We start from the raw sequence: 23,692 nt of genomic DNA, 5'->3' as shown, positions 1-23,692 counted from the left end.
ACCCCGTGACTGAGCAGACGTTGGTACTCATCAAGCCGGACGGTGTCTCCCGAGGCCTCACCGGCGAGATCCTCGCGCGTATCGAGCGCAAGGGCCTCACCTTCCAGGCGCTGGAGCTGAAGAACGTGTCCGCGGAACTCGCGGCCGAGCACTACGCCGAACACGCCGAGCGACCTTTCTTCGGTTCGCTCATCGAATTCATCACCTCCGGCCCGGTCGTCGCGGCCGTGCTCGAGGGCCCGCGCGCGATCGCGGCGTTCCGTCAGCTCGCCGGTGGCACCGACCCGGTGGAGAAGGCCGTGCCCGGCACCATCCGCGGCGACTTCGGCCTGGAGACCCAGTTCAACCTGGTCCACGGATCCGACTCGCCCGAGTCCGCCAAGCGCGAGATCGCCCTCTGGTTCCCCGAATTTCCCGCCTGACCCGCCCAGGTTCTCAGCGCGGTAACGGTAGAAGGACACCCGGTCAGGCGGTATCGAACCCCGCCCGGCCGGGTCACCCTCGTTCGTCGGATCCGCCGGCGAATACGACGCCCGCGAGCGGGGTGGATTTCGCGTGAGTCGCTCCGATGGCGATCCCCGCGCGAACCGTATGGGATACTGATTACGGATGTGTTCGACGCCGACCTGTCGCGCAGGTACGCGACGCGGCGGCGAACATGACCGGATGACACCGCGGTTGATGCCGATCATCGCTGCCACGGACGGCCCTGTTGCTGGGGTCGCCCGCACCGGCACGCTGGATGAGCGCTCGAAAGCGCGGTGCCACGCCGTACAGCCAGGCGCCGTGTGACCGGGCCCGCCAGATGAACGATCAAGGTGCGACCGGACACGCGGGGCGAGACCAGATGACCCTCGTACCATCGGGTACGAGGTGCACGGACGATGCCCCCGCGTCGGCCGCGTCACTCCCGTACCGGGGAAGGACGCGCCCGGGGGCCCGAGGAGACTTCGTGGCCGAAAAAGAGCCGCTGGACACAACACAACAGGATGCCGATCAATTGCCGGAGCGAATTCGAGTTCATGCACTGGCCAAACGGTTGGGAGTGACCAGCAAACGCATCCTGGCCAAACTGGCCGAATTGGGCGCCGAGGCGCGCAGCGTTCAGTCCAACGTCGATCGCGCGGTCGCCGAAACGGTGCGCGACGCGATCGCCGCCGCTGACGCCGAACCCGGCGAACCCGCGCCGCCCGCACCCGCCCCCACGCGCGCGAAGAAACGCGCCGCATCCACCCCTGTCGCCGAGCAGCCGGCCGACACCGCAGCGGCGCCCGCGTCGCTGTTCTCCGCGCCCCACGTCGCGCGCACCGACGAGGTGTTCGCCGCGATGCGCGAGGACGCGCACACCGATCTGTTCACCCACCGGGTGTCCGAAACCCCCGCGCAGGCGGAGCCGGTGACTTTCGAGGCGCCCGCCTCGGTGGGCATGCCGCTGTTCCTCCCGCCCGACGCCACCGCCGCGGAGGAAGCCCGTAAGCGCCGTCGCGCCGAGCGGACCCCCAAGCGGACCGAGGAGCCCGTCGCACCTCCGGTCGAGGAGCCCGTCGCGCCGAAGGCCGAGGAGCCCGACGCCGAGGTCGAGGACGAGTCGGGCGATCAGTCCGGTGACAACGACGCCGACGGCCAGCCGCGCCGCCGCCGCCGTGGCCGCCGTGGCCGTGGTCGTGGCCGTGGCGAGCAGTCCGCCGACGGCGAGGACAACGACGCCGACGCCGACGAGGACGACACCGACGAGGCCGAGCAGCCGGCCGAGCAGGTCGCCGCCGAGGCCGAGCAGGCCGAAGACACCGACGCCGAGACCGACGACGAGGACGGATCCTCCGACGGCGCGAGCCGTCGCCGTCGTCGTCGCCGTCGTCGCAAGGTGGGCGGTGAGTCCGCCGATGCCGAGGCAGCGACCGAAGACGATCCGCCGAACACCGTCGTGCACGAGCGCGAACCCCGCAACAAGCGTCGCGAACGGTCCAGCGCGAACAACCCCGACGAAGTGCAGGGCATCTCCGGCTCCACCCGCCTGGAAGCCAAGCGCCAGCGTCGCCGTGACGGTCGGGAGGCCGGGCGTCGCCGCCCGCCGATCCTGACCGAGTCGGAGTTCCTGGCCCGCCGCGAGGCGGTCGACCGGGTGATGGTCGTGCGCGAGAAGGCGTTCGACCCCGCCGAACACGCGCCGGGTCACCAGACCACCACCCAGGTTGCGGTGCTGGAGGACAACATCCTCGTCGAGCACTTCGTGACCAGCTCCGGTCAGGCGTCGATGGTGGGCAATGTCTACCTCGGCAAGGTCCAGAACGTGCTGCCCAGCATGGAAGCGGCGTTCATCGACATCGGCCGCGGCCGCAACGGTGTGCTCTACGCCGGTGAGGTGAACTGGGAAGCCGCCGGTCTCGGTGGCCGCGAGCGCAAGATCGAGCAGGCGCTCAAGCCCGGCGACCAGGTGCTGGTGCAGGTGTCCAAGGACCCGGTGGGTCACAAGGGCGCCCGCCTGACCACCCAGATCTCCCTGGCCGGTCGCTTCCTGGTGTACGTGCCGGGTGGCACCTCCACCGGGATCAGCCGCAAGCTGCCCGATACCGAGCGCAAGCGGCTCAAGGAGATCCTGCGCGAGATCGTCCCGTCCGACGCGGGCGTGATCATCCGGACCGCGTCCGAAGGTGTGAGCGAGCCCGAACTGGCTCGTGACGTCGAGCGGCTGCAGGCTGCCTGGCGCACCATCGAAGAGGCCGCCGCCAAGGAGACCAACGCACCGAAGGCGCTCTACGAAGAGCCCGACATGCTGGTCAAGGTCATCCGTGACCTGTTCAACGAGGACTTCGCCAAGCTGGTCATCGAAGGTGACCGCGCGTGGAGCACCGTCGAGACCTACGTCCGCACCGTCGCGCCCGACCTGCTCCCTCGGGTCGACCGGCACGAGAACAACGGCGTCGACGTGTTCGACGCCTACCGCATCGACGAGCAGCTGGCCAAGGCCCTCGATCGCAAGGTGTGGTTGCCCTCGGGCGGCACCCTGGTGATCGACCGCACCGAGGCGATGACCGTCGTCGACGTCAACACCGGCAAGTTCACCGGCTCGGGCTCGTCGAACCTCGAAGAGACCGTTACCAAGAACAACCTGGAAGCGGCCGAGGAGATCGTGCGCCAGATGCGGCTGCGCGACATCGGCGGCATGATCGTCGTCGACTTCATCGACATGGTCCTCGAATCCAACCGTGACTTGGTGCTGCGCCGCCTCACCGAAGCGCTCGGACGCGACCGGACCCGGCACCAGGTATCGGAAGTCACCTCACTGGGCCTGGTCCAGATGACCCGCAAGAAGCTGGGCACCGGCCTGGTCGAGGCGTTCTCCACCACCTGTGAGCACTGCCACGGTCGAGGCATCCTCGTGCACAACTACCCGGTGGATTCCGGGTCGGGGGTCGAGGAGCCGCGTGCCAAGGAGAGCGGTTCGCGCCGTCGTCGCGGCAAGGATCGCGACAAGCCGGCCGCCGCCCCCGCCGCACCGGCGACCAACGGCACCGCACCGACCGCCGAACCCGCCGAGGAGGACATCGCGGTCAAGCGGGCCCACCCGGTCGTGCTCGCGATGGCAGGTCATCACGACGACGAGCACGGCGACGAGCCCACCGAGGCCGTCGAGGAGGCGCCCGCCGAGCCGACCAGGTCGCGCTCGCGTTCGCGGTCGCGTCGGTCCGGTCGCGGTGCCGCTGCCGCGAATACCGAGCAGAGCACCGAGGGTCCGCTCACCGGGGTCATCCCCGGCGAGGCGGAACCCGAGGCCGCCGAGGTCGAGGAGGAAGCGGTGATCTCGGCGCCCGCCGACGCCGCCGCCGAGACCCCGGTCGTCGAGACCCCGCAGCCCGAACCGGCCGTGGTCGTCGAGACGGCACAGCCCGAACCGGCCGCGGTCGTCGAGACGCCACAGCCCGAATCGGCTCCGGTCGCCGAGGAACCCGCACCGCGGGCACCTCGCAGGCGTCGCGTCGCCCGGTCGACGGCCGCGCCCGCACCCGACAGCGCGGGAGCCGTGTTCGTCCTGTCGGCGAACGAACAGCCGCCCGCCGCGGCGGTCGTGGACTTCGCCGCCGAGCCCGTCGTGGTCCCGGAACGCAAGCCGCGCCGTCGCGCTGTGGGTCGTCCCGCGGGCGCCCCGGCTGCCGAATCGCAGTAGCTCGACGCTTGCGTGCGCGGATCACTCCGCGCACGCAAGCCCTCGATTCGGGCCCTGACCGGCCGAATTGGGGGAGTGGATAGTGCTCTGGTAACCTAGGTCGGTCGCTGCCCAGTGATTGAGCATCTGGCCGAACAGGCCGGGTGATTCCGCAGGCAGCAAACGTTCTTCCCCCGCTCGTGCGGGGATGAGCCCAGGAATACGCGTCGCAGCTGCGGCGTGGACATGTGCAGGACCAATGTGAGTGGAGGAAGCCGACCGATGGCAGCGTACGCAATCGTCAAGACCGGCGGAAAGCAGTACAAGGTCGCGGTCGGTGACCTGGTGAAGGTCGAGAAGATCGAGGGCGCGGTCGGCACCGCCGTGGCGCTGACCCCGGTTCTCGTCGTCGACGGCACCGATCTGACCACCGACGCCGACAAGCTGGCCAAGATCTCCGTGGCCGCTGAGGTCATCGACCAGACCAAGGGCCCGAAGATTCGGATCCACAAGTTCAAGAACAAGACCGGCTACCACAAGCGCCAGGGTCACCGTCAGCCGCTGACGGTCATCAAGGTCACCGGCATCAAGTAAGAATTTTCCCGAGGAGACGAAGCAATGGCACATAAGAAGGGCGCATCCAGCTCCCGGAACGGCCGCGATTCGAACGCCCAGCGCCTCGGCGTGAAGCGTTTCGGCGGCCAGAAGGTCAGCGCGGGCGAGATCCTGGTCCGCCAGCGTGGCACTCACTTCCACCCGGGCGTGAACGTCGGCCGTGGTGGCGACGACACGCTGTTCGCCCTCGAGGCGGGCGCGGTCGAGTTCGGCACCAAGCGTGGCCGCAAGACCGTCAACATCGTCGTACCGGAGCCGGTCCAGGCCTGACCGCCTGGAGCTACGCTCCCCACAGACACCAGAGCGGGTCAGGGTTGATTCCCTGGCCCGCTCTGTCGTGTTCGTCCCACCCTTACCGCAAACGACAAGTCAGAAGGAGGAGGATCAACCCATGTCCAAATTCATCGACCGCGTCGTGCTGCATGTTCGTGCCGGTAGAGGTGGACACGGTTGCGCCTCGGTGCATCGTGAGAAGTTCAAGCCGCTCGGTGGCCCCGACGGTGGCAACGGCGGCAACGGCGGCGACGTGATCCTCGAGGTCGACGCCAACGTCCACACCCTGCTCGATTTCCATTTCCACCCCAACGCCAAGGCGGGCAACGGCAAGCCGGGCGAGGGGAGTAATCGCGAAGGCAAGAACGGCGCCGATCTGGTGCTCTCGGTGCCCGACGGCACGGTTGTCGTCGACGGCGACGGCAAGGTCGTCGTCGACCTCGTCGGCGTGGGCAACCGGTTCATCATCGCCCGCGGTGGTCGTGGTGGTCTCGGCAATGCCTCGCTGGCATCGAAGGCGCGCAAAGCGCCCGGTTTCGCGCTGCTCGGCGAAGAGGGCGAAGAGCTCGATCTCGTTCTCGAACTGAAGTCGGTCGCCGATGTCGGCCTGGTCGGATTCCCCTCGGCGGGTAAGTCGTCGCTGGTCTCGGTGCTCTCGGCCGCCAAGCCGAAGATCGCCGACTACCCGTTCACCACGCTCGTCCCGAACCTCGGCGTCGTGCTCTCCGGTGACACCACGTTCACCGTCGCCGATGTGCCCGGCCTGATTCCCGGTGCCAGCGAAGGCCGTGGTCTCGGCCTGGACTTCCTGCGCCACCTGGAACGCTGTGCGGTGCTCGCCCATGTCGTCGACTGCGCGACCCTGGAACCCGGCCGCGACCCGGTGTCCGACGTCGATGCCCTCGAAGCCGAACTCGCCGCCTACAAGCCGGCCCTGTCGGGTGACGCCAGCCTGGGTGACCTGGCCGACCGGCCGCGCGTGGTGATCCTCAACAAGACCGACGTGCCCGACGCGGCCGAACTGGCCGAGATGGTGTCGGCGGAGTTCGCCGAACGCGGCTGGCCGGTGTTCGAGATCTCCGCGGTGAGCCGTGCGGGCCTGCGTCCCTTGACCTTCGCGCTGGCCGACATGGTCCGCCAGTACCGCGAAGATCACCCCAAGGCCGCGCCCAAGCGCACCATCATCCGCCCGATCGCGACCGACGAGACCGGTTTCAGCGTTATCGCCGATCCGCACGAGCCCGGTGGTTTCGTTGTGCGTGGCACCCGGCCCGAGCGGTGGATCCGCCAGACCGATTTCAACAACGACGAGGCCGTCGGCTACCTGGCCGACCGCCTGGCTCGGCTCGGTGTCGAAGCCGCGCTGGTCAAGCAGGGCGCTCAGCCGGGGTGCCCGGTCACCATCGCGGGCGTCACCTTCGAATGGGAGCCGCAGGTGTCGGCGGGTGTCGATATGCAGCCCACCGGCCGCGGTACCGACCTCCGTCTCGAGACCAACGACCGGATCGGTGCGGCCGAGCGCAAGCTCGCCTCGCAGGCGCGGCGTGGTCTGCTCGACGAAAACGGCGAACGGAAAGAGTGAGAGTGGTCGCGCCCGGCGAAATTCGCTGTCGGGCGCGACCGTTCGATCGGCATACTGCGATGGGTTCCGCTGGTTCGGATCTTCGGTGATCGTGGTGCAGGGAGTTGAACGATGCAGGTGGGTTCGGAGCTGAATCGGGGACGCGCGGCGATCGTGTCGGCGCGCACCGTGGTGGTGAAGATCGGTTCGTCGGCGCTGACCAGCCTCGAAGGCGGGCTCGACACCGGTCGACTCGATCTGCTGGCCGACGCGGTCGAAGCCCGGATGCGGGCGGGCTCGGATGTGGTGGTCGTGTCCTCGGGCGCGATCGGCGCGGGTCTGGCACCGCTGGGTCTGTCGAAGCGGCCCAAGGATCTCGCGACGAAGCAGGCCGCGGCCAGCGTCGGCCAGCTGGCCCTGGCGCACGCCTGGGGTACCTCGTTCGCCCGCTACGGCCGCACCGTCGGCCAGATCCTGCTCTCCGCCGACGACTTCGCCCGGCGCGAGCATCACCGCAACGCCCAGCGCACCCTCGACCGGTTGCGCTCGCTCGGTGCGATCGCGGTGGTGAACGAGAACGACACGGTCGCCACCGAGGAGATCCGCTTCGGCGACAACGACCGCCTCGCCGCCCTGGTCGCGCACCTGGTGGGTGCCGAGGCCCTGATCCTGCTGTCGGATGTGTCCGGCCTCTACGACGGTGACCCCCGCAAGGGCGCGGCCACCTTCATCCCCGAGGTGCGCGGTAGCGCCGACCTCGACGGGGTCATCGCGGGCAGCGGTGGTGCCCTCGGCACCGGCGGCATGGCCTCCAAACTCTCCGCCGCCCGCCTCGCCGCCGACGCGGGCATCCCGGTCCTGCTGGCCGCGGCCGCCGACGCCTCGTCGGCCCTCACCGACGGCACGGTGGGCACCGCCTTCGTCGCCCGCTCGATTCGCCTGTCCGGCCGCAAGTTCTGGGTCCGCCACGCCGCCGATCCCCGTGGCGCGGTCATGCTCGACGCCGGCGCCGTGCACGCGGTGGCCCAGCGCCACTCCCTGCTGGCGGCAGGCATCACCGGCATTCGCGGCCGCTTCTTCGGCGGCGATGTGGTCGACCTGGTCAGCCCCGACGACGAGATCATCGCCCGGGGCGTCATCGAATACGACAGCACCGAACTCACCACCATGCTCGGCCGCTCCACCACCGACCTTCCCGACACGATGCAACGCCCGGTCATCCACGCCGACGACCTCGTCAACGTCTGATCGGAACGCGCGCGCGATCGCCGACCGGGTGGCCGCGTTCGACGGGCACCCGCCGCGGATGTGCGGGTCGGGACCGGTGGGTGGGCCGCAGTCACTTTTCGGTTCGGCCGATGGCGGTCACCCGGGGATTGCATCCGCCCGCGTGATCCTTGTCGACTCCCGCCGCATTGCGGACTCCGCAAGTCGGGCGTGCTGGTCGTACCCGCGTCCCGACACTGGGCAGCACGCCGACTCACCATCGCGCTCAGGCCGGGGAGCGTCACCAGCTGACCGACCGGCTTCCACGTACTACCGCCGTGGTGGGACCACTCCGGGCTGAGCGGTGTCGGTAGGCGGTGCGGGCTGGGCAGGTTCCGGCGGGCCCTCGGTCCCGGGGACCGGCCCGGTGACGCCGGGCTGACCGCCGGGATCGGACATGTCGGGCATGCCGGGCAGCGGAAGTGGTTGTGGCGCTTGGCGACCGGGAGGAGCCGGGGAGGCCGGTAGCTCCGAGCTCGGCGGGGGCACGTCCGGCTGTGCCGGCGGTTCGGGCGCCGGCGGCTGTGGGGTCGACTCGGTGACAGGCGGCTGTGGTGTCGGCGAGGGCGGCGGTGGCGCAGGTTGTTCCGAGGTCGGCGCGGGAGCTTCTGTGGGCGGCGGCGTCTCCACCGTCGGTGGCCTCGGTGTCGGAGGATTCGAATCCTGCTGTGTCGGTAGCTGGTTCGTCTGCGAGGGCAGGGGGGCGGGCGTCTCGCTGGGCGAACTCGTCGGGGGAGTGGTCGGAGCTTGGCTTTGCGGAGCGGGCGGCTCGGCTTCGGTAGTGGGTGCGGGTGGCGCGGGCGCTTCCGTAGTGGGAGCGGGAGCCTCGGTAGACGGCGCGGGCGCTTCCGTGGTGGGAGCGGGAGCCTCGGAAGTCGGCGCGGGAGCTTCGGTTGTGGGCGCGGGTGTTTCGGTAGACGGCGTGGGCGGCTCGGTGGTGGGCGCCGGTGTCTCCGATGTCGGAGGCTGTGGAGTGGAGCCCTGACCTTGGGGCGCAGGATTTTCCGTCGGCGCGGAAGCCTCGGGGTCCTCGCCCGGTGTCACCGGGGTGCCGGGCGCTGGAGCATCACCGGGCGTCGATCCGTCTTCCGGGTCCTGTGGCGAGTCCGGTGAATCACCCTGCGGTGCAGCGGGACTCGTGCCAGGACTCGGAGTCGACCCGTTGCCCTGTGAGGGTGAACCCGCTCGACCGGACGGCGATTCCGTTTCCCCGGGAGCCGTGGGCAACGCGGGAACACCGGTTCCGGCGAGCGAGTACGCCGGCTTGTAGATCATGTTCATCGCCAGCACGGCTTCCTGGCGCAGCGCCTCGGCCGCCATCTGCGCGTCGATCACCTGCGCGGTCTCCAGCAGCCGGGCGATCGCCCCGATCGGGCCCGATCCGCCGGGGGCGACGACGGCCAGCTTCACCGCTTCGGCGGCCGCGGCGACTCCGCCGAGCCGAGCGCCGACTTCGGCCATCACCGCGGCCAGTTCGTCGATGGAGGCGGCGAAGCTGCGGGTGCTCGCGGCGGCGGCATCGGCCGCGACGCCGGACCAGCCGGTTTCGTTGATCACCCGGTCGGCGCCGGCTTTGGTCAGCGGCATCGAGGTGGTGAGGGTGGCAGCGGTCTCCAGCCAGGTCATCGACGCGCCGAGGATGGCACCGGCATCGATCTGCTGGGCGCGCGTGTAGATCTGTTCGTGCGGCATGGATTCGAAATGTTCCATCGCACTGATGTAGGTGGGGTCGGTGCTCATCCGCGCACCCTCGCGGCGACTGCGCGCAGGGCGGCGGCCGCGGCGGCGTCTGCTTCCTCGTAGAGTCCCGCGCTCAGCAGGAACGCCTCCTTCATCCGGTAGGCCGCCTCGATGTAGCGGTCGAGCAGTTCGGCGGCGTCGCGTGCCTTGTGCGCGAAGCCCGCCTGCAACTGCTGAGCGGAGACGAACCCACCGAACCCCTCTGTCTCTGAAGCGTTCTCGAGCCCCTGACGCAACTGGGCGAGATGCTCGGCCTGCTGTTCGTAGAGATCGGCGCACCGGCGCGCGGCATCGGGGTCGAATGTCAGTGTCCCCGCCGCGGCGGCGCTGCGGAACCGGGAGATCTCGGCTCTGCTGCTCTCGATCGTCAACGCGTCTCCCCTCCAGATGATGCGGTGCAGTCCAGGTTAGCCGGACCTTCTGCTGTGCGAACTGTGCGAGGGCACCAATCTGCGCTGCAACTGTGCGGCCAATTGACCAGTCGACGCGGGTACCACGTGCACGGTTTCGCCCGCGCGCAGCAGGTAGCGACCGTCATTGGCCACATCGATCCAGCTGTAGTGCACCGGCGGGTTCGGGGCGGGCCGGTCCAGGCCGGTTTCGATGCGGATGTGGCCCTCGGCGGTGTGCGGCCTGCGCAATAATCGCTGGATACGCGGCACCGCCGGATGGGTCGCGAGCACGGTTTCCTCGTCGCGCACCGCGTCGGTCGCGGCCTCGCGGGCTGGTTCACGCCCGGGTGGGGTATCGGGCAGACAGGCGGTGACGCGAGCTCCGATCCCCGCGGTGTGCCCGATCGAAACACGCACGTTGCCACCGTAATCGGGCCGGGTGCTCGGATCTTGCACCACCAGCACCGCGTGGTCGTAGACCGCACAGGCGAGCAGCCGGATTTCGCTGCCGGGAGTGTGGGCGCCGCCGACCAGCACGATCCTGGCGTGCGGTTCGGCGATGATCCGCAGGCAGGCAGCGAGGTCGGGGTCGACCCCGGGTAGTCGGTCGTGCAGTCCCGCGCGCAACCGGGCCGCGTCGTTCTCCGTGTGCGGCGACTCGAGCACCCGCAGCGGAAACGGCATACGATCCTGACCTGATTCCCGCCAGACGTGCGCGAATTCGTCAGCGGTGAAGGTCCATCCCATTGCCGATCCCATCCTTACCGAACTCAGGACGTGGACAGCCTAACCGCCGTGTCCAATTCCGGCTCACCGTTCCGCTGTCGAGTCTTTCGCACGGAGTCTTTTCCGCTATGAGTACTCGAGATGAGTATTTCGGCGGACGCTCGCGTCGGCGAACCCTTCTACGTTCAGGACTGACCCGTCGAAGGGAGCGGTCATGTCCGACATCAAGCGGCGCGCGCGAATACTCACGACGGCGCTGGCGGCCGCGCTCGTGCTCGCCTCCGGAGCCGCGTGCGGTGACAATTCCGACTCGAAGACCTATTACGGCGACGAACGGTCCATGGGTAACGGGCAGATCCGCACCTACGTGACCACCGACGAGGACGGCCGTCCCACCGAACTCGGCCTGCGTATCCAGGAATCGGCGTTGGAGGGGCTTCCGGTCCCCGCCACGATGCCCGAGGGGCCACCGCCGGCCAGCCCCGGCATGGCGTTCCCGAAGGAAGCCGAGGGCACGGTGGTCGACCACCTCACCTTCGACTGGGTCCCGCACGGCCACCCACCGATCGGCATGTTCGACAAGCCGCATTTCGACACGCACTTCTATTTCATCGACGATGCCGCGGTACAGGCGATCAACCCGCAGGATCCGCAGTTCCTCGCCAAGGCGAGCGTCAAGCCCGACGCCAAGTACATGCCCACCGGCTACACCACCCTGCCGGAGCCGATCGAGGTGCAGGCGGTGCCCGCGATGGGTGTGCACTGGGTCGACGGCACGAAACCGCTGGTCCCCGGCCAGTTCGACTTCACCCAGACCTTGATCAGCGGCGCGTGGGACGGCCAGTACATCTTCACCGAGCCGATGTTCACCAGGGACTGGCTGCTCACCAAGCCGTCCTTCACCGGTGACATCACCCAACCCCAGGCCTACCAGCACTCGACCCGTTACCCGACCACCTATTCGATCGACTTCGACGACGAGGCGAAGGAGTATGTGGTCGCGGTCGGTGGCCTGGTCGAGCGCACCGCCTCCTGACGCCGCTCCCGTGTCACCGCGGCGGCGGTGAGTATACCCCTGTTTTAGCCCCTCACCTGCGAGTATGCTCTGATACTCGGAGGTGAGGTGTGCCGACCGAGTTGATCGGGCGCGACAGTGAACTGGCCGAGTTGCTGGGTCGGCTCGACGCCGCGGTGCGTGGTGCGCCCCAACTGGTGATCTGCTCCGGCGAGGCGGGAGTCGGCAAGACCAGGTTGGCGGCGGAACTGGCCGGGCGCGCGCGACGAGACGGTGTGCGCACCCTGTGGGCGCGTGCTCTCGAGTTGCCCGATACGCCGCCGTTCTGGCTGTGGCACCAGGCGCTCGGCACGAGCGCGCCGCCACCCGGTGTCGACCGGGTGGCGTTGTTCGACAAATTCGCCGCCGGTCTGGACGGCGTGCAGGGCGGTGTTCTGCTGGTCGTCGACGACATTCACTGGGCCGACGAACCATCGTTGCAAGCGCTGCTCTACGTGGTCCGTGCGCTGCGTGAGCGTCGGCTGATGGTGTGCGTCACCGAATGTTGCGGTGCCGCGGGCTCCGGCTGGACCACCATCAAACCCGACCTCCTGCGCGAACCCGTCGTCGGCTCACTGCACCTGCGCGGACTCTCGCCCGCCGACTCCGCCCACTGCCTGCGGGTCGAGGCGGGTCGTGAGCTCCCCGACCGCCTCTCGGGCGAGGCCTTCGACATGACTGCGGGAAACCCCTTCTACCTGCGAGAGCTCGGCAGATCCCTGCGTGGTTCCACCGACGACGCACTGCGTATGCCCACCAGCCTGCGTGAGGTGGTGCGCGGCCGGATGACTCCCCGCTCGACCCCCGCGCAGGAGCTGTTGCGGGCGGCGTCGATCCTGGGCGAGCGGTTCACGATCGCGGTCGCCGCCCGGCTCGTCGAACGCTGTGCCTCGGACTGCCTCGCGTCGGTGGACGAGTCGATCGACGCGGGGCTGCTGGTAACCGCCGACGAACCGGGCGCGGTGCGTTTCACCCATGCCCTCGTGCGGGCCGCCCTGCTCGACGGGCTCTCGCTCCAGCAGCGTGTGGTGCTGCATCAACGCGCGGCGCTGGCTATCGAGGAACTGTATCCCGATGCGGTGGAGTCGAATTCGGCCGCGTTGGCTTGGCATTGGGCCAACGCCGCCGTAGGTGGCGCGCACGAGCCCGCGGTTCGCTGGGCGAGCCGCGCGGCGCAGGTCGCCTTGCGGGGGCTCGCGTTCGAGGAAGCCGTGCGGCTCTACGGGCTGGCGTTGACGCACGCGGCAGGCCTCGACCCGCTCGACCGTGGTGGTTTGCTGCTCCACCGCGCGACCGCGTCGGTGCGCGCGGGTGACCTGACTGCCGCGCAGGCGGACTGTGCGGCCGCACGGGCGATCGCGCGCGCGGCCGGTGGCGTCGACCGTGTTCTTCGGGACGGCAGGAGTGCGCGGTGTCGACCAGCGGCCGCGGTGCTGCTCGCCGAGGCGGCGCTGGTACTCGAGCCGATCGGCGACCGAACCTGGGATCGTGATCTCGCCGACGCCTGCACCGAAGCGTTGGCCGCTGACGGCCTGCCGGACCGGGCAGCCGTCGATTCCCCGTCCGACGTGCCCACCGGTGCCTTGCCCGAATCGCTGAGGGCGAGGCTGCTCGCGCGCGCCACCGAAACCGCGATCTATCTGGGCCGTCTCGACGGTGTCGATGAATCGAGCAGGGCCGCGCTGGAATCCGCGGATCGCAGTGACGACCCGGGCGTCCTGGCCGCCGCCCTGCGCGCCCGTCAACTCGCCTGCAGCGGACCCGAGCACCGTGGCGAACACCGCGAACTCGCCGCCCGGATGATCGACGCGGGCGAACGCGCGCGCGATCCCGCCGTGGAGATGTGGGGCAGGTTGTGGCGCATCGACGCATTGTGGGAGCAGGGGGAGTTGAGCGATATAGCCGATGAACTGTCTTGTCTGCGTTGGTGTTCCGAGCGGACCGGCGGCCCCATGTCGGGGTGGCACCTGCTCATCGCACAGGCGGCGTTGGCCCAGGCTCGCGCCGACTTCGACGACGCGCTCGACCTCGCCGGACAGGCACACCAGCTCGCGGCGACACTCGGGCACCCGGCAGGGCAGGGCGCCTACCGGGCGCTGCTCGCCGTGGTCGGTCACCACCGCGGCCATCGCCGCGAGTCGTTGACGGCTGCCGGTGTTCCGGGGCGCGGGGAGGTGCGCAACCTGCTGTTCGCCGCGCTCGGCACCGCCTTCCCGCTGGTGGACAGCGGACTCACCGCCGAAGCCGAACCGCTCTATCGCGGTCTCGGTCCACCCCGGAAATGGGCGGTCCCGCCGTACTTTCGCATCAATGTGCTCGCGATCGGTGGGGCGGTAGCCGCCGCGCTCGGCATCGACGACGACGTCGACTACTTCCGCGAACAACTGAGTCGGTATCCGGGCATGCACGTCACCGGAGGTGGCGGCAACGCGCACTATCTCGGCCCGGTCGCCCTGTGGCTGGGTAAATTCGCTGCGGCACTGGGTGATCCGGACACCGCCTGCGCGCAACTGCGAGCCGCCGGGTGCACCGCTCGCGCGATCGGCGCCCCCGGGTTCGCCGTCGAAGCCGATTGCGAACTCGCCGAGCTGTTACTCGCGCACGGCGACACCGCCGATGCGGTGGTTCTCGCGAAAGCGGCACTGCCGACGGCGATCTCCTTGGGCATGACGCCGTGGGAACGCAGGCTTCGCGGGATCGCCGCACACGAAATCGGTCGCGCCACACTGACACCGCGCGAACGAGAAGTCGCCGAGCTGGTCACGCGCGGCCTCACCAATCACGAGATCGCCGCCGCCCTCGTCCTTTCCGACCGCACCGCGCAAAATCACGTCCAGCACATTCTCACCAAGCTCGGCTTCGCCACACGCAGCCAGATCGCCGCCTGGGTGAGCGGTCGGATTCCTCAGTAACCCCGGGAGGTCTCGACAATCGCCGTCAACGACTCGCCCGCGACGAACCGCGCCACATTCGCGCCCACATGGTCGGCGAACGCCGCCAGCCGCAGCTGCGGCGGGTTCGAATCGTGCGGGGTGATGATCGCGTTCGGCAACGTCCACAGCGGGTGCCCGTCGGGCAGCGGTTCCGGGTCGGTGACATCGAGACCGGCGCCACCGATCAGCCCGCTGGTCAGCGCGCCGACCAGCGCGTCGGTGTCGATCAGGCTGCCACGGGCCACATTGATCACCCAGGACGACGGCTTGAGCCTGGCCAGCTCGTCGGCACCGATGAGATGGCGGGTCTGCGCCGTCGCCGGCGCCGCGACCACCACATGATCGGTATGCGACCACACGCGAGCCAGCTGCTCGGTCGGCACCGTCTCGACATCGGCGGGAATGCCGTCACCGCGCACCGGGCGTCCCGACCGGTTCACCGCGATCACATGGGCACCCAGCGGCGCCAGCATCGGGATCAACGCGCGCCCGATCCCGCCCGCGCCGACGATCGTCACCGTCTTGCCGCGCAACGACCCGACGTGCGGGAAGAACTCGCGCTGCTGCCACGACGTCGCCCGCAACTGTTCGGGCAGATACCGCACCCCGGCCAGCAGCAGCATCAGCGCGTGCTCGGCGACGCTGTGCGAGAAGGCACCGGCCGCGGAGGTGAACCGCACGTCCGGGTGCGCGGTGAACACCCCTGCGTCGAAGAAGTCCTCGATTCCCGCGGCGGGCAACTGCACCCAGCGCACCGACGGCGGCAGCGTGACCGGGAAGTCACCGGGTCGACCGGTCCAGATCAGTGCGTCGGCCGCCGCGAGCTCGCCGACCCGAGCGCCCGCTCCGACAACCGCTTTCTCGAGCAAGCGCGGTGCCGATCGGTCCGGGGCGATCGCGATCGTGGTCGCGGATTCCTGCACAGAGACCTCCTGGGTCGATCGACTGTCGGGCGCCGCACTGCGGCTGGAGCGTTGTCATCGGCACCGCGCGCGGTCGCCGGATTCTGATTCTTCCTCGTCGCCGTCGACGGCGACGCCGCACCCTCCATCTGCCGTCCCGGCGGCCGCAGCCGACCACGGCCTCGCCTCGGTCGCGCGTGCTGAGCGGCTGGTCGCGAGGCTCACCGCCGCGGCGACTCGCTGTACCGGGGTTCCGGACGCCGTCTCGCCTGTGCGGCCGGACGGCTCACGATTCGTCGAGGTCGACGGGCTCGTCGAGGCCGTGCCGGTCGGCCAGTTCCAGCAGCGGCGCGATGTCGAAGACGGCGTTGTCCATCCCGGCCTGCAGGTCGCCGAGCTCGGCGTATCGGGCGGGCACGGTCTGGATGGTGAAGTCGCGCGGCACGATGTCGTCGATCTCGGTCCAGCGAACCGGGGTCGACACGGTCGCCTCCGGTACGCCACGCACGGAGTAGGCGGCGGCGATGGTGTGGTCGCGGGCGTTCTGGTTGTAGTCCACGAACAGCTGCGCGGGATCGCGGTCCTTGCGCCACCACGCCGTCGTGACGTCCTCGGGCGCCCGCCGCTGCACCTGCTGCGCGAAGGCGAGCGCGGCCCGTCGGACCTGTCCGAACCCGTACTCCGGCGCGATCCGCACATACACGTGCAGCCCGGACCCGCCGGAGGTCTTCGGCCAGCCGACCGCGCCGAACTCGTCGAGTACCTCGTGCACCACCCCGGCGACTCGTTGCACCCGCGACCACGGGCAGTCCGGCATCGGATCGAGATCGATGCGCCATTCGTCCGGCGACTCGGTATCGGCGGCTCGCGAATTCCAGGGATGGAACTCGACCGTGGACATCTGCACAGCCCAGATCACCTCCGCGAGCTCGTGCACACACAGCTCGTCGGCATGTCTGCCATAGCGCGGGAAGTACACGCGCACCGTCGGAATCCAGTCCGGCGCACCCGCGGGCACCCGCTTCTGGTGCACCTTCCCACCGGGCAGCCCTTTGGGGAATCGGTGCAGCATGCACGGCCGATCCCGCAAGGCGTTGACGATGCCGTCGCCGACGCTCAGGTAGTACCGCGCCAGGTCGAGCTTGGTCACGCCGAGCTCGGGAAAGTACACCCGGTCGGGATTGCTGACCCGCACCGTGTGCTCACCCACCGGAAGTTCGACCGCGGGCGCCGCAGACTTGGCCACCCGCCCAACGATAGACGAGCAGGCCCGCTCCCGGCGGGGGAGCGAGCCTGCGTCGGTGTGCGCGTTACCGGCGACCGTGGCGGGTCGACGGCGAGTAGTCGCGCTGGGCGTAGGAGTGCTCAACCCCTCGCGACTGCTTGTCCTCGGCGCTGTCACCGCCGTGTCCGGGCCACCACGCGCGGCGACCGAGCAGTGCGGTCACGGCGGGGGTGAAGAACATCGCCATCACGAATGCGGCGATCGCGATGCCCACCGAGATGGCGAAGCCCATCTGCGACAGGGTGCTGTTGCCCGCCAACATCATCGAGGCGAACGTGCCTGCCAGGATGAGACCGGCCGCGGCCACCGTCGGCCCGGTGTGTCGCACAGCCAGCGCCGCCGCTTCCCGTGGGCTGTGCCCCTCGCGGGCTTCTTCGCGCAAGCGGGCGACCATCAGGATGTTGTAGTCGGTACCCAGCGCGACGACGAACAGGTACATGATCACCGGCAGCGTGAAGATCAGGCCGTTCTCACCCTGGATCCGCTGGAACACCAGCACCGTCGCGCCGAGGGTCGCGGCGAAGCCGAGAAACACCGAGGCCATCAGGTACCAGGGAGCGACGAGACTGCGCAGCAGCAGCGCCAGCACGAGCATGATCAGGATCGCGGCCACCGGGAACACGATCGCGTAGTCGTGATTCATCGCGTCCTCGAAGTCCACGAACACCGCGGTCATACCGCCGACCGCCGCGGTGGTCCCCGGTGGCGCTGCCTGATGCGCGACATCACGCAGCGGCCCGGCCACCGTGTCCAGTGCGGCGTCGGATTCGGGTGCGTCGGCGAGCGTCACCTGGAAGTTCGCGATCGTCCGATCCGTCGACAGCTGTGCCTGCCCGACCTGTCCTACGCCATCGACCTGGGCCAATGCCGTCCGGTAAGTCGTGAGCTGGTCATCGCCGAGCGGCCCGTCGGACGAGTGCACCAGCACATCCGAGGGCTGGGTGGCACCGGCGGGCATGCCCTTGACCAGTTCGGTGGTGAAAGCCACCGACTCGGAGGCGTCGGAGGTCGCGCCCGAGTTCAGGTCGAAGGTCGGGTTGAAGCCGACCGCGAATACCCCGAGCGCCACCAGCACACCGCCGGAGGCGACGGCGAACGCACTGGGTCGTCTGCCCATCGCCGCACCGATCGCGCCGAACCGGGCACTGCTCGGCTCGACCTGCCAGGCCTTCGACGGCCAGAACACTGTCGTGCCGAGCAGCGAGACGATCGCGGGCACCAGGGTGAGACCGGCCAGCAGCGCCACCGCGACCGCGATCGCCAGCGCCGGACCCATTGCCCGGAACATCCCGAGGCTCGACAGCGTCAGTGCCATGAACGCGATGATCACCGCGGCCGCCGCCGAGGTGATGGCCTCGCCGACGCGGGCCACAGCATTGACCATCGCGGACTTCGGATCATCGCCCGCCCGCAGTCGCTCCCGGTAGCGGAACATCAGGAACAGGATGTAGTCGGTGCCGACACCGAACAGCACAACCAGCAGGATCGCGCTGATCGAGGTGTCGATATCGAGGTCGAACGCCGTGGCGGCCATCGCGATCAGGCCGCTGACGGTGCTCGAGATCGCGCCGATGGTGATCACCGGCAGCAACGCGATGACCGGGCTGCGGAAGATGATCAGCAGCAGCACCAAAATCAGGACGATCGTCGCGATGCCGATGATCGCCATGCCCTTCTCGCCCTCCTCGGTCTGATCGAGGGTCTGCGCCGCCGTCCCGGTGACGCCCGCCTTCAGCCCGGTGTCACGCACCTGTTCCCTCAGGTGTTCGCGCAGGCTCTGCACCGCCTCGCCTTGCGTCTTGTCGGCGGCGTCGGTGAGCTTGGTCATCTGCACGGCGACGACCTGGACCAAGCGGTTTTCCGACGGTGGTGTCACCTGAAGACCGGTGACGCCCTCGATATCGCGTGCGGTGAGAGCCGCAGCGGCCGCGGTCACAGTGGCCGAGTCGTCGTCGGTCAGTGCCGCGCCGTCCGCGCGGACCACCACGATGAGCGCGGCGGGCGCGGCGTGCTGCGGAAATGCCCGCTCCTGCAGCTTCATCGCCTGGATCGACTCGTAATGCGAAGGCAGGAACTCGGATTGGTCGGTCGTCGCGGTGAGCGTCGGCGCCGTCGACAACACGGCGACGATCGCGAGCACCCAGAGCCCGATCACTTTCCAGGGATGGTGGACGACGACGCGCCCCAGTCTGGCGAACATAACGGTAAGTCCTTTCCCGGTCCGGCTGCTCAGACGTCGAGGTCGTGGTTCACCGGGTGCTGGACTCGGTCGACGATCATCCGATGGACCTTCGGTGAGACCAGTGGGCGCAAGGCGTCGAGCGAATCGACCACCTCGGTGGTGTAGTCGCCCCAGCTCTGCTCGCCCTTGCCGAGAATCGAGCGCCAGTTCTTCCAGTCCGCGGTCCAGTCGCCGAGCTCGTTGTAGTCCGACCACGCGGAGCTCTGCTTGTGAACAAGGAAGTTGCCCTTGCGGGTGAGGTAGATCCGGACGGTGTCGATGGCCTTGCGGGTCACCTGGCGTGATTCGCCGACCTGTCGACCGGTGAAGCGCTGGGTGCGTCCGCCGCCGGGGCCGACCTTCACGGTGATCGGCGCGAAGCCGTCGTTGTCGGTGGTCTTCGGCCCGGTGGTGTCCACGGCAGCCGTGTTCGGGTGGGTTTCGGGGGTCATCGATCGCTCCGATTCTATAAAGAAGTGCGCATATTGGCATGGGTGTACGAGCGGCGTGCCCCTCGTTCCGGGCCGTCGTCGTCGTGGGTCGGTGTTCGGTTGTGAGTAGCTGTGCGTGTTCCGTCCGACTCACTATAAGTAGATGTATACGTATAGAGCAAGGGGTAAAAAAGCCCGCACGGATCAACCCGTGCGGGCCTGCCTACATTCGGGTGGAACTACAGCTCGTAGACGCCGAACGCCCGGTTCTGAATGCACATCGGCATCACGTGGACCTGTTCGGTCCATTCGAATTTCGCTGCCGCCTCGACGGTTTCGCGCTCCGCGACGCACACGCTCGCGGTCCCCGGCATGGTCAGCGGATTGAGTACCGCCAGGGGAATACCGGCGTGGATGCCGCTGTAGAGGCCGCCGCTGAAGCACAGCGGCGTAATGGCGATACCACGCCGGGCGCTCTCGCGGTCGGCGGCGGCCTGTGCGCCGGGCACTCCGGAGCAGTCGAGGGGGTTCTCGTTCGACGCCTGGGCGGGAACGGTCAAGAGGGTGAATCCGGCCGCACAGCCCGCGGCGACGGCCATCAGGGTTCGAGCAAATGTGGTCCTGGTCATAGGCGCATTCAAGCACTGGTGGTGGGAGGTGCACACAATCTGGGCGGCGTGTTGGGCATTCGGCGTGTGGGTGGGGTCAGGTAGGAGTGGCCAGGGCGAAGGGCAGGACCGCGTCGGCGCCGCTGGTGCGAAGGGCGTGGGCGGCGACGGTCATGGTCCAGCCGGTGTCGGTGAGGGTGTCCACGAGCAGGATGGGGCCCTCGACCCCGGAGAGGTCTGGGACTTCCCAGGAGTCGAACAGCCCGGCCACTCGGTGGGCGGAGTTCGCCGCGGAGACCGGGGGCCGATCTGGTCGGGTGTGCAGGGTGCCGAGGTTGTCGAGTCGGCCGATCTGGGCCAGGCGCTCGGCGAGGCTGGTGGTGAGTCGGGGGTAGCGGGAAGATTCGAGGGCGAGCACCGACGTGGGGCGGGTGGTCCAGGTCCAATCCCGCAACACCGCGATGCAGGCATCGAAGACCGCGTCGGGAACCGGTGCGTCAGGGGCGTCGAGCAGGGCGCGCAGACGCATGCCCCAGCCGAGGTCGGTGAGCCGGCCGAGTACACGGCCGGTTTCGGCGCCGCCGGAGATCTTGCCCGACAACGGGATTCCCAATTTCGCCATGCCGCTCGGCCACTGCTTGCGGGGGGCGAGGTCGAGGCCGGGACGGTCCAGGCGTGCTCGGGTCGCGGCGATCGCGGCGTCGTCGACGGTGGTATCGGGCCGCGTGCCGGTGCAGTTGTCGCAGCGGCCGCAGTCGAGATCTGCTGTCGCCAGGCCGCCGAGGCCGGGATCGTCGAGTTGGCGGCGCAGGAAGGTCATCCGGCACGTCGTCGTCGACTGGTAGTCGATCATCGCCTGTTGTTCGGCATCGCGCGCCGCGGCCAAGCCCTCGTAGCGTTCGGTGTCGTAGGTCCAGTCCTGACCGGTCGAGAGCCAACCGCCACGTACCCGCCGCACGGCACCGTCGACGTCGAGAACCTTCAGCACCATTTCGAGACGCGATCTGTTCAGCTCGACGAGTGGTTCGAGCGCCACCGTCGACATCACCTTGTCGGTGTCCAGCGCGGCGAGCACCGAACGCACGATGTGTTCACGCGGGAAGGCGACGGAGGCGAAGTAGCTCCAGATCCGCGCGTCCTCGGGGCCGGGCAGCAGGACGACCTCCGCGCGCTCGGTGCCGCGGCCGGCGCGACCGACCTGCTGGTAGTAGGCGATCGGCGAGGACGGCGCCCCGACGTGCACGACGAATCCGAGATCGGGCTTGTCGAAACCCATGCCGAGCGCCGACGTCGCGATCAAGGCCTTGACCTCGTTGTTCAGCAGCGCCGCCTCGAGCATCTCGCGTTCGGCGGGATCGGTCTGGCCGGTGTAGGCGGCCACGGTGTGGCCGTGCGAATTCAGCAGATCGGCCAGATCGTTGGCGGCGGCGACGGTGAGGCAGTAGATGATGCCCGAGCCCGGCATCCGAGTGAGCTGTTCACCCAGCCACGCCGTGCGCTGCACCGCGTCGTCGAACCGCACCACCGACAGATGCAACGACTCGCGATCCAACGTGCCGCGCAACACCAGCGTGTCGGTGCCGATCTGGCCGGCCACATCGGTGACCACCCGGTCGTTGGCGGTCGCGGTGGTCGCCAGTACCGGCACGTCCGACCCCAGGTCGGCGATCAGCGTTCGGATTCGGCGGTAATCGGGCCGGAAATCGTGGCCCCAGTCCGACACACAGTGTGCTTCGTCGATGACGACGAGACCGGCGTCGGCAGCCAGGCGCGGCAGCACCTGATCACGAAAGTCGGGGTTGTTCAACCGTTCCGGGCTCACCAGCAGTACGTCGACCGCACCGTCGGCCACCCGCTGATGGATCTCGTCCCACTCGGTCACATTGCCCGAATTGATCGTGGCCGCCACGACCCCGGCCCGCTCGGCGGCTGCCACCTGGTTGCGCATCAAGGCCAGCAACGGCGACACGATCACCGTCGGCCCACGCCCGGCCCTGCGCAACAACTTGGCCGCGATGAAATACACCGCCGACTTACCCCACCCGGTCCGCTGCACCACCAGCGCCCGTCGTCGCTGTACGACCAGTGCTTCGATCGCGATCCACTGATCCTCCCGCAACCGCGCGTGGGGACCGGCGAGCTCTCCGAGCAGCACCTCGGCTCGTTCGCGCAGGTCGGGAGCCGTCAGGTCGAGCACATCGTTGCCTGCGGGGGAGGTCATGCGCCTATCGTGCCGTACACCTCCGACAGGTTCGATCGGCAACACAGACTGCCCGTCGGCGCAGGAGTGGCGAGCACCCTGCGCCGACGATGGATCAGCCCTTCACGCACAGCACCTGCCGCAGCGTCGCCACCACATCGACCAGATCGGCCTGCGCCGCGATCACCTGGTCGATGTCTTTGTACGCGGCCGGGATCTCATCGACCACGCCCGCGTCCTTCCTCGATTCCACGCCCTCGGTCTGCGCAACCAGGTCCGCGACCGTGAACTGCCGCTTGGCCGCCGACCGGCTCAACCGCCGCCCCGCACCGTGCGAGGCCGACTGGAACGACGCGGGATTCCCCTTGCCCCGCAACACATACGACCGTGTCCCCATCGAACTCCGAACCAACCCGAGGCCCCATTCCGTGATGAAGGACACACCCTTTGGTGGCAGTATGGTCCCATTCGGTTTCCAGGGCGTGACGGACGATCGGGGGATCTTGTATGCGAGGCCGCACCAGCATCGCTGAAGTGGTACTGAACCCGGAAATGCCCGCAGTCGCCTACGCGATCGGCCTGCTCCAGGCCGATGGCTGGCACGAGGGAAATCTGGATCGGAAAGGGCGCATCTCGCTCGAGGTCGCTGTCAGGGATGAAAGCGTCCTGACACATCTAGCGCAAGCTCTTCCGTGCTATTCATCGATTGGTCATCGAAGTCGGGCGACGAATTTCTCGCCTCACTCCGAGACCGCCACCCTGCGATTCTATGACCGTGCCACGAGGCGCGCGTTCGCGGAGCTCGGGGTGACCGTCGGTCGCAAGGCCACAGAGATTCGGCCGCCGCTGACGCCCTTCGCCGAGGCCGACTACCTGCGTGGGCTCCTGGACGGCGATGGCTCGATCGGATTCACGCGAAAGGGAGAGCCTTTCGTGAGCTTTGTGACCGCCAGCCCCCTAGCCGCGGAGTTCTTCTGCCGCACTGTGCAAAAGGTCTGCGGAGTGGAGCGGAGTTGTCGCCCGAACCGGCGGGATGGCGTTGCCAACGTCATGGTGCTCAATCACGCTGCTGCCCAGCTCGCGGCTTGGGCGTGGTACTCGCCGGATGTCATCGGTGTCGAGCGTAAACGTACTGCCGCAGCGCATATCGCTTGTTGGGCCCCTCCTCCAGAGAAGGCCGGTCGTTACGGCGTCCGCCGGAAACGCTGGACGGCGGCCGATGATGACATCGTCTTGGAGTATGGGCCGATGGAAGCGGCCGAGCGGCTGGGCCGCACTGCTGGCAGTGTTTCGGCGCGGCGCTGGCGACTACGGAATGGTGCAGCCTGATCCCGTGGGCTT

Annotated in this window: 18 protein-coding genes and 1 pseudogene; 9 read left to right on the top strand and 10 right to left on the bottom strand. The window is 68.8% G+C overall.

Annotated elements, in window-relative coordinates; translation table 11 throughout:
• Positions 1 to 5 precede the first annotated feature (5 nt).
• The 6 genes from ndk (at position 6) to proB (ending at position 7,841) form a co-directional block, all read left to right on the top strand.
• Positions 6 to 422 (top strand): nucleoside-diphosphate kinase, encoded by a 417-nt coding sequence (gene ndk / locus ACFWUR_RS22435; protein WP_266298471.1) that lies wholly within the window; start codon positions 6 to 8, stop codon positions 420 to 422.
• A gap of 530 nt (positions 423 to 952) precedes the next feature.
• Positions 953 to 4,165 carry a translation initiation factor IF-2 N-terminal domain-containing protein gene (locus ACFWUR_RS22430; protein WP_378909309.1) on the top strand — a complete coding sequence of 1,071 codons (3,213 nt, stop codon included), beginning with the start codon at positions 953 to 955 and terminating at the stop codon, positions 4,163 to 4,165.
• Positions 4,166 to 4,426: 261 nt separating this feature from the next.
• Positions 4,427 to 4,738, top strand: a complete 312-nt coding sequence (gene rplU / locus ACFWUR_RS22425) for a 50S ribosomal protein L21 (protein WP_067456085.1) — start codon at positions 4,427 to 4,429, stop codon at positions 4,736 to 4,738.
• Between the two features lie 24 nt (positions 4,739 to 4,762).
• Positions 4,763 to 5,029, top strand: a complete 267-nt coding sequence (gene rpmA, locus ACFWUR_RS22420) for a 50S ribosomal protein L27 (RefSeq protein ID WP_056821498.1) — start codon at positions 4,763 to 4,765, stop codon at positions 5,027 to 5,029.
• Positions 5,030 to 5,150: 121 nt separating this feature from the next.
• Positions 5,151 to 6,614, top strand: a complete 1,464-nt coding sequence (gene obgE / locus ACFWUR_RS22415; RefSeq protein WP_378909308.1) for a GTPase ObgE — start codon at positions 5,151 to 5,153, stop codon at positions 6,612 to 6,614.
• A 111-nt stretch (positions 6,615 to 6,725) separates the two neighbouring features.
• On the top strand, positions 6,726 to 7,841 hold the full coding sequence (proB, locus tag ACFWUR_RS22410) for a glutamate 5-kinase (RefSeq protein ID WP_378909306.1): 1,116 nt from the start codon (positions 6,726 to 6,728) through the stop codon (positions 7,839 to 7,841).
• A gap of 288 nt (positions 7,842 to 8,129) precedes the next feature.
• On the opposite strand, the gene ACFWUR_RS22405 is transcribed toward proB, so the two are convergent.
• The 3 genes from ACFWUR_RS22405 to ACFWUR_RS22395 are packed head-to-tail and all read right to left on the bottom strand — an operon-like array spanning position 8,130 to position 10,738.
• Positions 8,130 to 9,599, bottom strand: coding sequence for a hypothetical protein (locus ACFWUR_RS22405; RefSeq protein ID WP_378909304.1), 1,470 nt, complete (start codon positions 9,597 to 9,599; stop codon positions 8,130 to 8,132).
• Positions 9,596 to 9,970, bottom strand: a complete 375-nt coding sequence (locus ACFWUR_RS22400) for a hypothetical protein (protein ID WP_378909303.1) — start codon at positions 9,968 to 9,970, stop codon at positions 9,596 to 9,598. The genes ACFWUR_RS22405 and ACFWUR_RS22400 overlap by 4 nt, the downstream gene beginning before the upstream one ends.
• 36 nt (positions 9,971 to 10,006) lie before the next feature.
• Positions 10,007 to 10,738, bottom strand: a complete 732-nt coding sequence (locus tag ACFWUR_RS22395; RefSeq protein ID WP_378909302.1) for an ESX secretion-associated protein EspG — start codon at positions 10,736 to 10,738, stop codon at positions 10,007 to 10,009.
• Positions 10,739 to 10,931: 193 nt separating this feature from the next.
• On the opposite strand from ACFWUR_RS22395, the gene ACFWUR_RS22390 reads away from it, so the two are divergent.
• A complete protein-coding gene (locus tag ACFWUR_RS22390) occupies positions 10,932 to 11,753 on the top strand; it encodes a DUF5602 domain-containing protein (protein ID WP_378909300.1) in 822 nt (273 codons plus the stop codon).
• 89 nt (positions 11,754 to 11,842) lie between these two features.
• Positions 11,843 to 14,683 (top strand): AAA family ATPase, encoded by a 2,841-nt coding sequence (locus ACFWUR_RS22385; RefSeq protein ID WP_378909299.1) that lies wholly within the window; start codon positions 11,843 to 11,845, stop codon positions 14,681 to 14,683.
• Here the strand turns inward: ACFWUR_RS22385 and ACFWUR_RS22380 are convergent.
• The 7 genes and pseudogenes from ACFWUR_RS22380 to ACFWUR_RS22350 form a co-directional block, all read right to left on the bottom strand.
• On the bottom strand, positions 14,677 to 15,627 hold the full coding sequence (locus tag ACFWUR_RS22380; RefSeq protein ID WP_378909297.1) for a D-isomer specific 2-hydroxyacid dehydrogenase family protein: 951 nt from the start codon (positions 15,625 to 15,627) through the stop codon (positions 14,677 to 14,679). The two genes, ACFWUR_RS22385 and ACFWUR_RS22380, sit on opposite strands and share 7 nt — an antisense overlap.
• Positions 15,628 to 15,892: 265 nt before the next feature.
• The gene (ligD, locus tag ACFWUR_RS22375) at positions 15,893 to 16,852 is read right to left on the bottom strand and encodes a non-homologous end-joining DNA ligase (protein ID WP_378909296.1); all 960 of its coding nucleotides are present in this window, start codon (positions 16,850 to 16,852) and stop codon (positions 15,893 to 15,895) included.
• A 64-nt stretch (positions 16,853 to 16,916) separates the two neighbouring features.
• Positions 16,917 to 19,091, bottom strand: coding sequence for an MMPL family transporter (locus ACFWUR_RS22370; RefSeq protein ID WP_378909294.1), 2,175 nt, complete (start codon positions 19,089 to 19,091; stop codon positions 16,917 to 16,919).
• A gap of 29 nt (positions 19,092 to 19,120) precedes the next feature.
• The gene (locus ACFWUR_RS22365; protein ID WP_378909292.1) at positions 19,121 to 19,564 is read right to left on the bottom strand and encodes an EXLDI protein; all 444 of its coding nucleotides are present in this window, start codon (positions 19,562 to 19,564) and stop codon (positions 19,121 to 19,123) included.
• Positions 19,565 to 19,782: 218 nt separating this feature from the next.
• Positions 19,783 to 20,172, bottom strand: a complete 390-nt coding sequence (locus ACFWUR_RS22360; RefSeq protein ID WP_378909290.1) for a hypothetical protein — start codon at positions 20,170 to 20,172, stop codon at positions 19,783 to 19,785.
• A gap of 76 nt (positions 20,173 to 20,248) precedes the next feature.
• Positions 20,249 to 22,372, bottom strand: a complete 2,124-nt coding sequence (locus ACFWUR_RS22355; protein ID WP_378909289.1) for a RecQ family ATP-dependent DNA helicase — start codon at positions 22,370 to 22,372, stop codon at positions 20,249 to 20,251.
• Between the two features lie 94 nt (positions 22,373 to 22,466).
• Positions 22,467 to 22,769 (bottom strand): annotated as a pseudogene (locus ACFWUR_RS22350) (RtcB family protein); the annotation flags it as partial.
• 89 nt (positions 22,770 to 22,858) lie between these two features.
• On the opposite strand from ACFWUR_RS22350, the gene ACFWUR_RS22345 reads away from it, so the two are divergent.
• A complete protein-coding gene (locus ACFWUR_RS22345) occupies positions 22,859 to 23,680 on the top strand; it encodes a hypothetical protein (RefSeq protein ID WP_378909288.1) in 822 nt (273 codons plus the stop codon).
• Positions 23,681 to 23,692 lie beyond the last annotated feature (12 nt).

The sequence above is a fragment of the Nocardia sp. NPDC058633 genome (assembly GCF_042717045.1).
Lineage (GTDB): Bacteria > Actinomycetota > Actinomycetes > Mycobacteriales > Mycobacteriaceae > Nocardia.
Note: the sequence above shows the minus strand (reverse complement) of the source record. Positions and strands in the feature narration are given on the sequence as shown.

Excerpts from the sequence above, each read along its gene's own strand:
- rplU (WP_067456085.1), top strand. The coding sequence starts at position 4,427 with ATGGCAGCGTACGCAATCGTCAAGACCGGCGGAAAGCAGTACAAGGTC.
- rpmA (WP_056821498.1), top strand. The coding sequence starts at position 4,763 with ATGGCACATAAGAAGGGCGCATCCAGCTCCCGGAACGGCCGCGATTCG.
- obgE (WP_378909308.1), top strand. The coding sequence starts at position 5,151 with ATGTCCAAATTCATCGACCGCGTCGTGCTGCATGTTCGTGCCGGTAGA.
- proB (WP_378909306.1), top strand. The coding sequence starts at position 6,726 with ATGCAGGTGGGTTCGGAGCTGAATCGGGGACGCGCGGCGATCGTGTCG.
- ACFWUR_RS22405 (WP_378909304.1), bottom strand. The coding sequence starts at position 9,599 with ATGAGCACCGACCCCACCTACATCAGTGCGATGGAACATTTCGAATCC.
- ACFWUR_RS22395 (WP_378909302.1), bottom strand. The coding sequence starts at position 10,738 with ATGGGATGGACCTTCACCGCTGACGAATTCGCGCACGTCTGGCGGGAA.
- ACFWUR_RS22390 (WP_378909300.1), top strand. The coding sequence starts at position 10,932 with ATGTCCGACATCAAGCGGCGCGCGCGAATACTCACGACGGCGCTGGCG.
- ACFWUR_RS22370 (WP_378909294.1), bottom strand. The coding sequence starts at position 19,091 with ATGTTCGCCAGACTGGGGCGCGTCGTCGTCCACCATCCCTGGAAAGTG.
- ACFWUR_RS22365 (WP_378909292.1), bottom strand. The coding sequence starts at position 19,564 with ATGACCCCCGAAACCCACCCGAACACGGCTGCCGTGGACACCACCGGG.
- ACFWUR_RS22360 (WP_378909290.1), bottom strand. The coding sequence starts at position 20,172 with ATGACCAGGACCACATTTGCTCGAACCCTGATGGCCGTCGCCGCGGGC.
- ACFWUR_RS22355 (WP_378909289.1), bottom strand. The coding sequence starts at position 22,372 with ATGACCTCCCCCGCAGGCAACGATGTGCTCGACCTGACGGCTCCCGAC.
- ACFWUR_RS22345 (WP_378909288.1), top strand. The coding sequence starts at position 22,859 with ATGCGAGGCCGCACCAGCATCGCTGAAGTGGTACTGAACCCGGAAATG.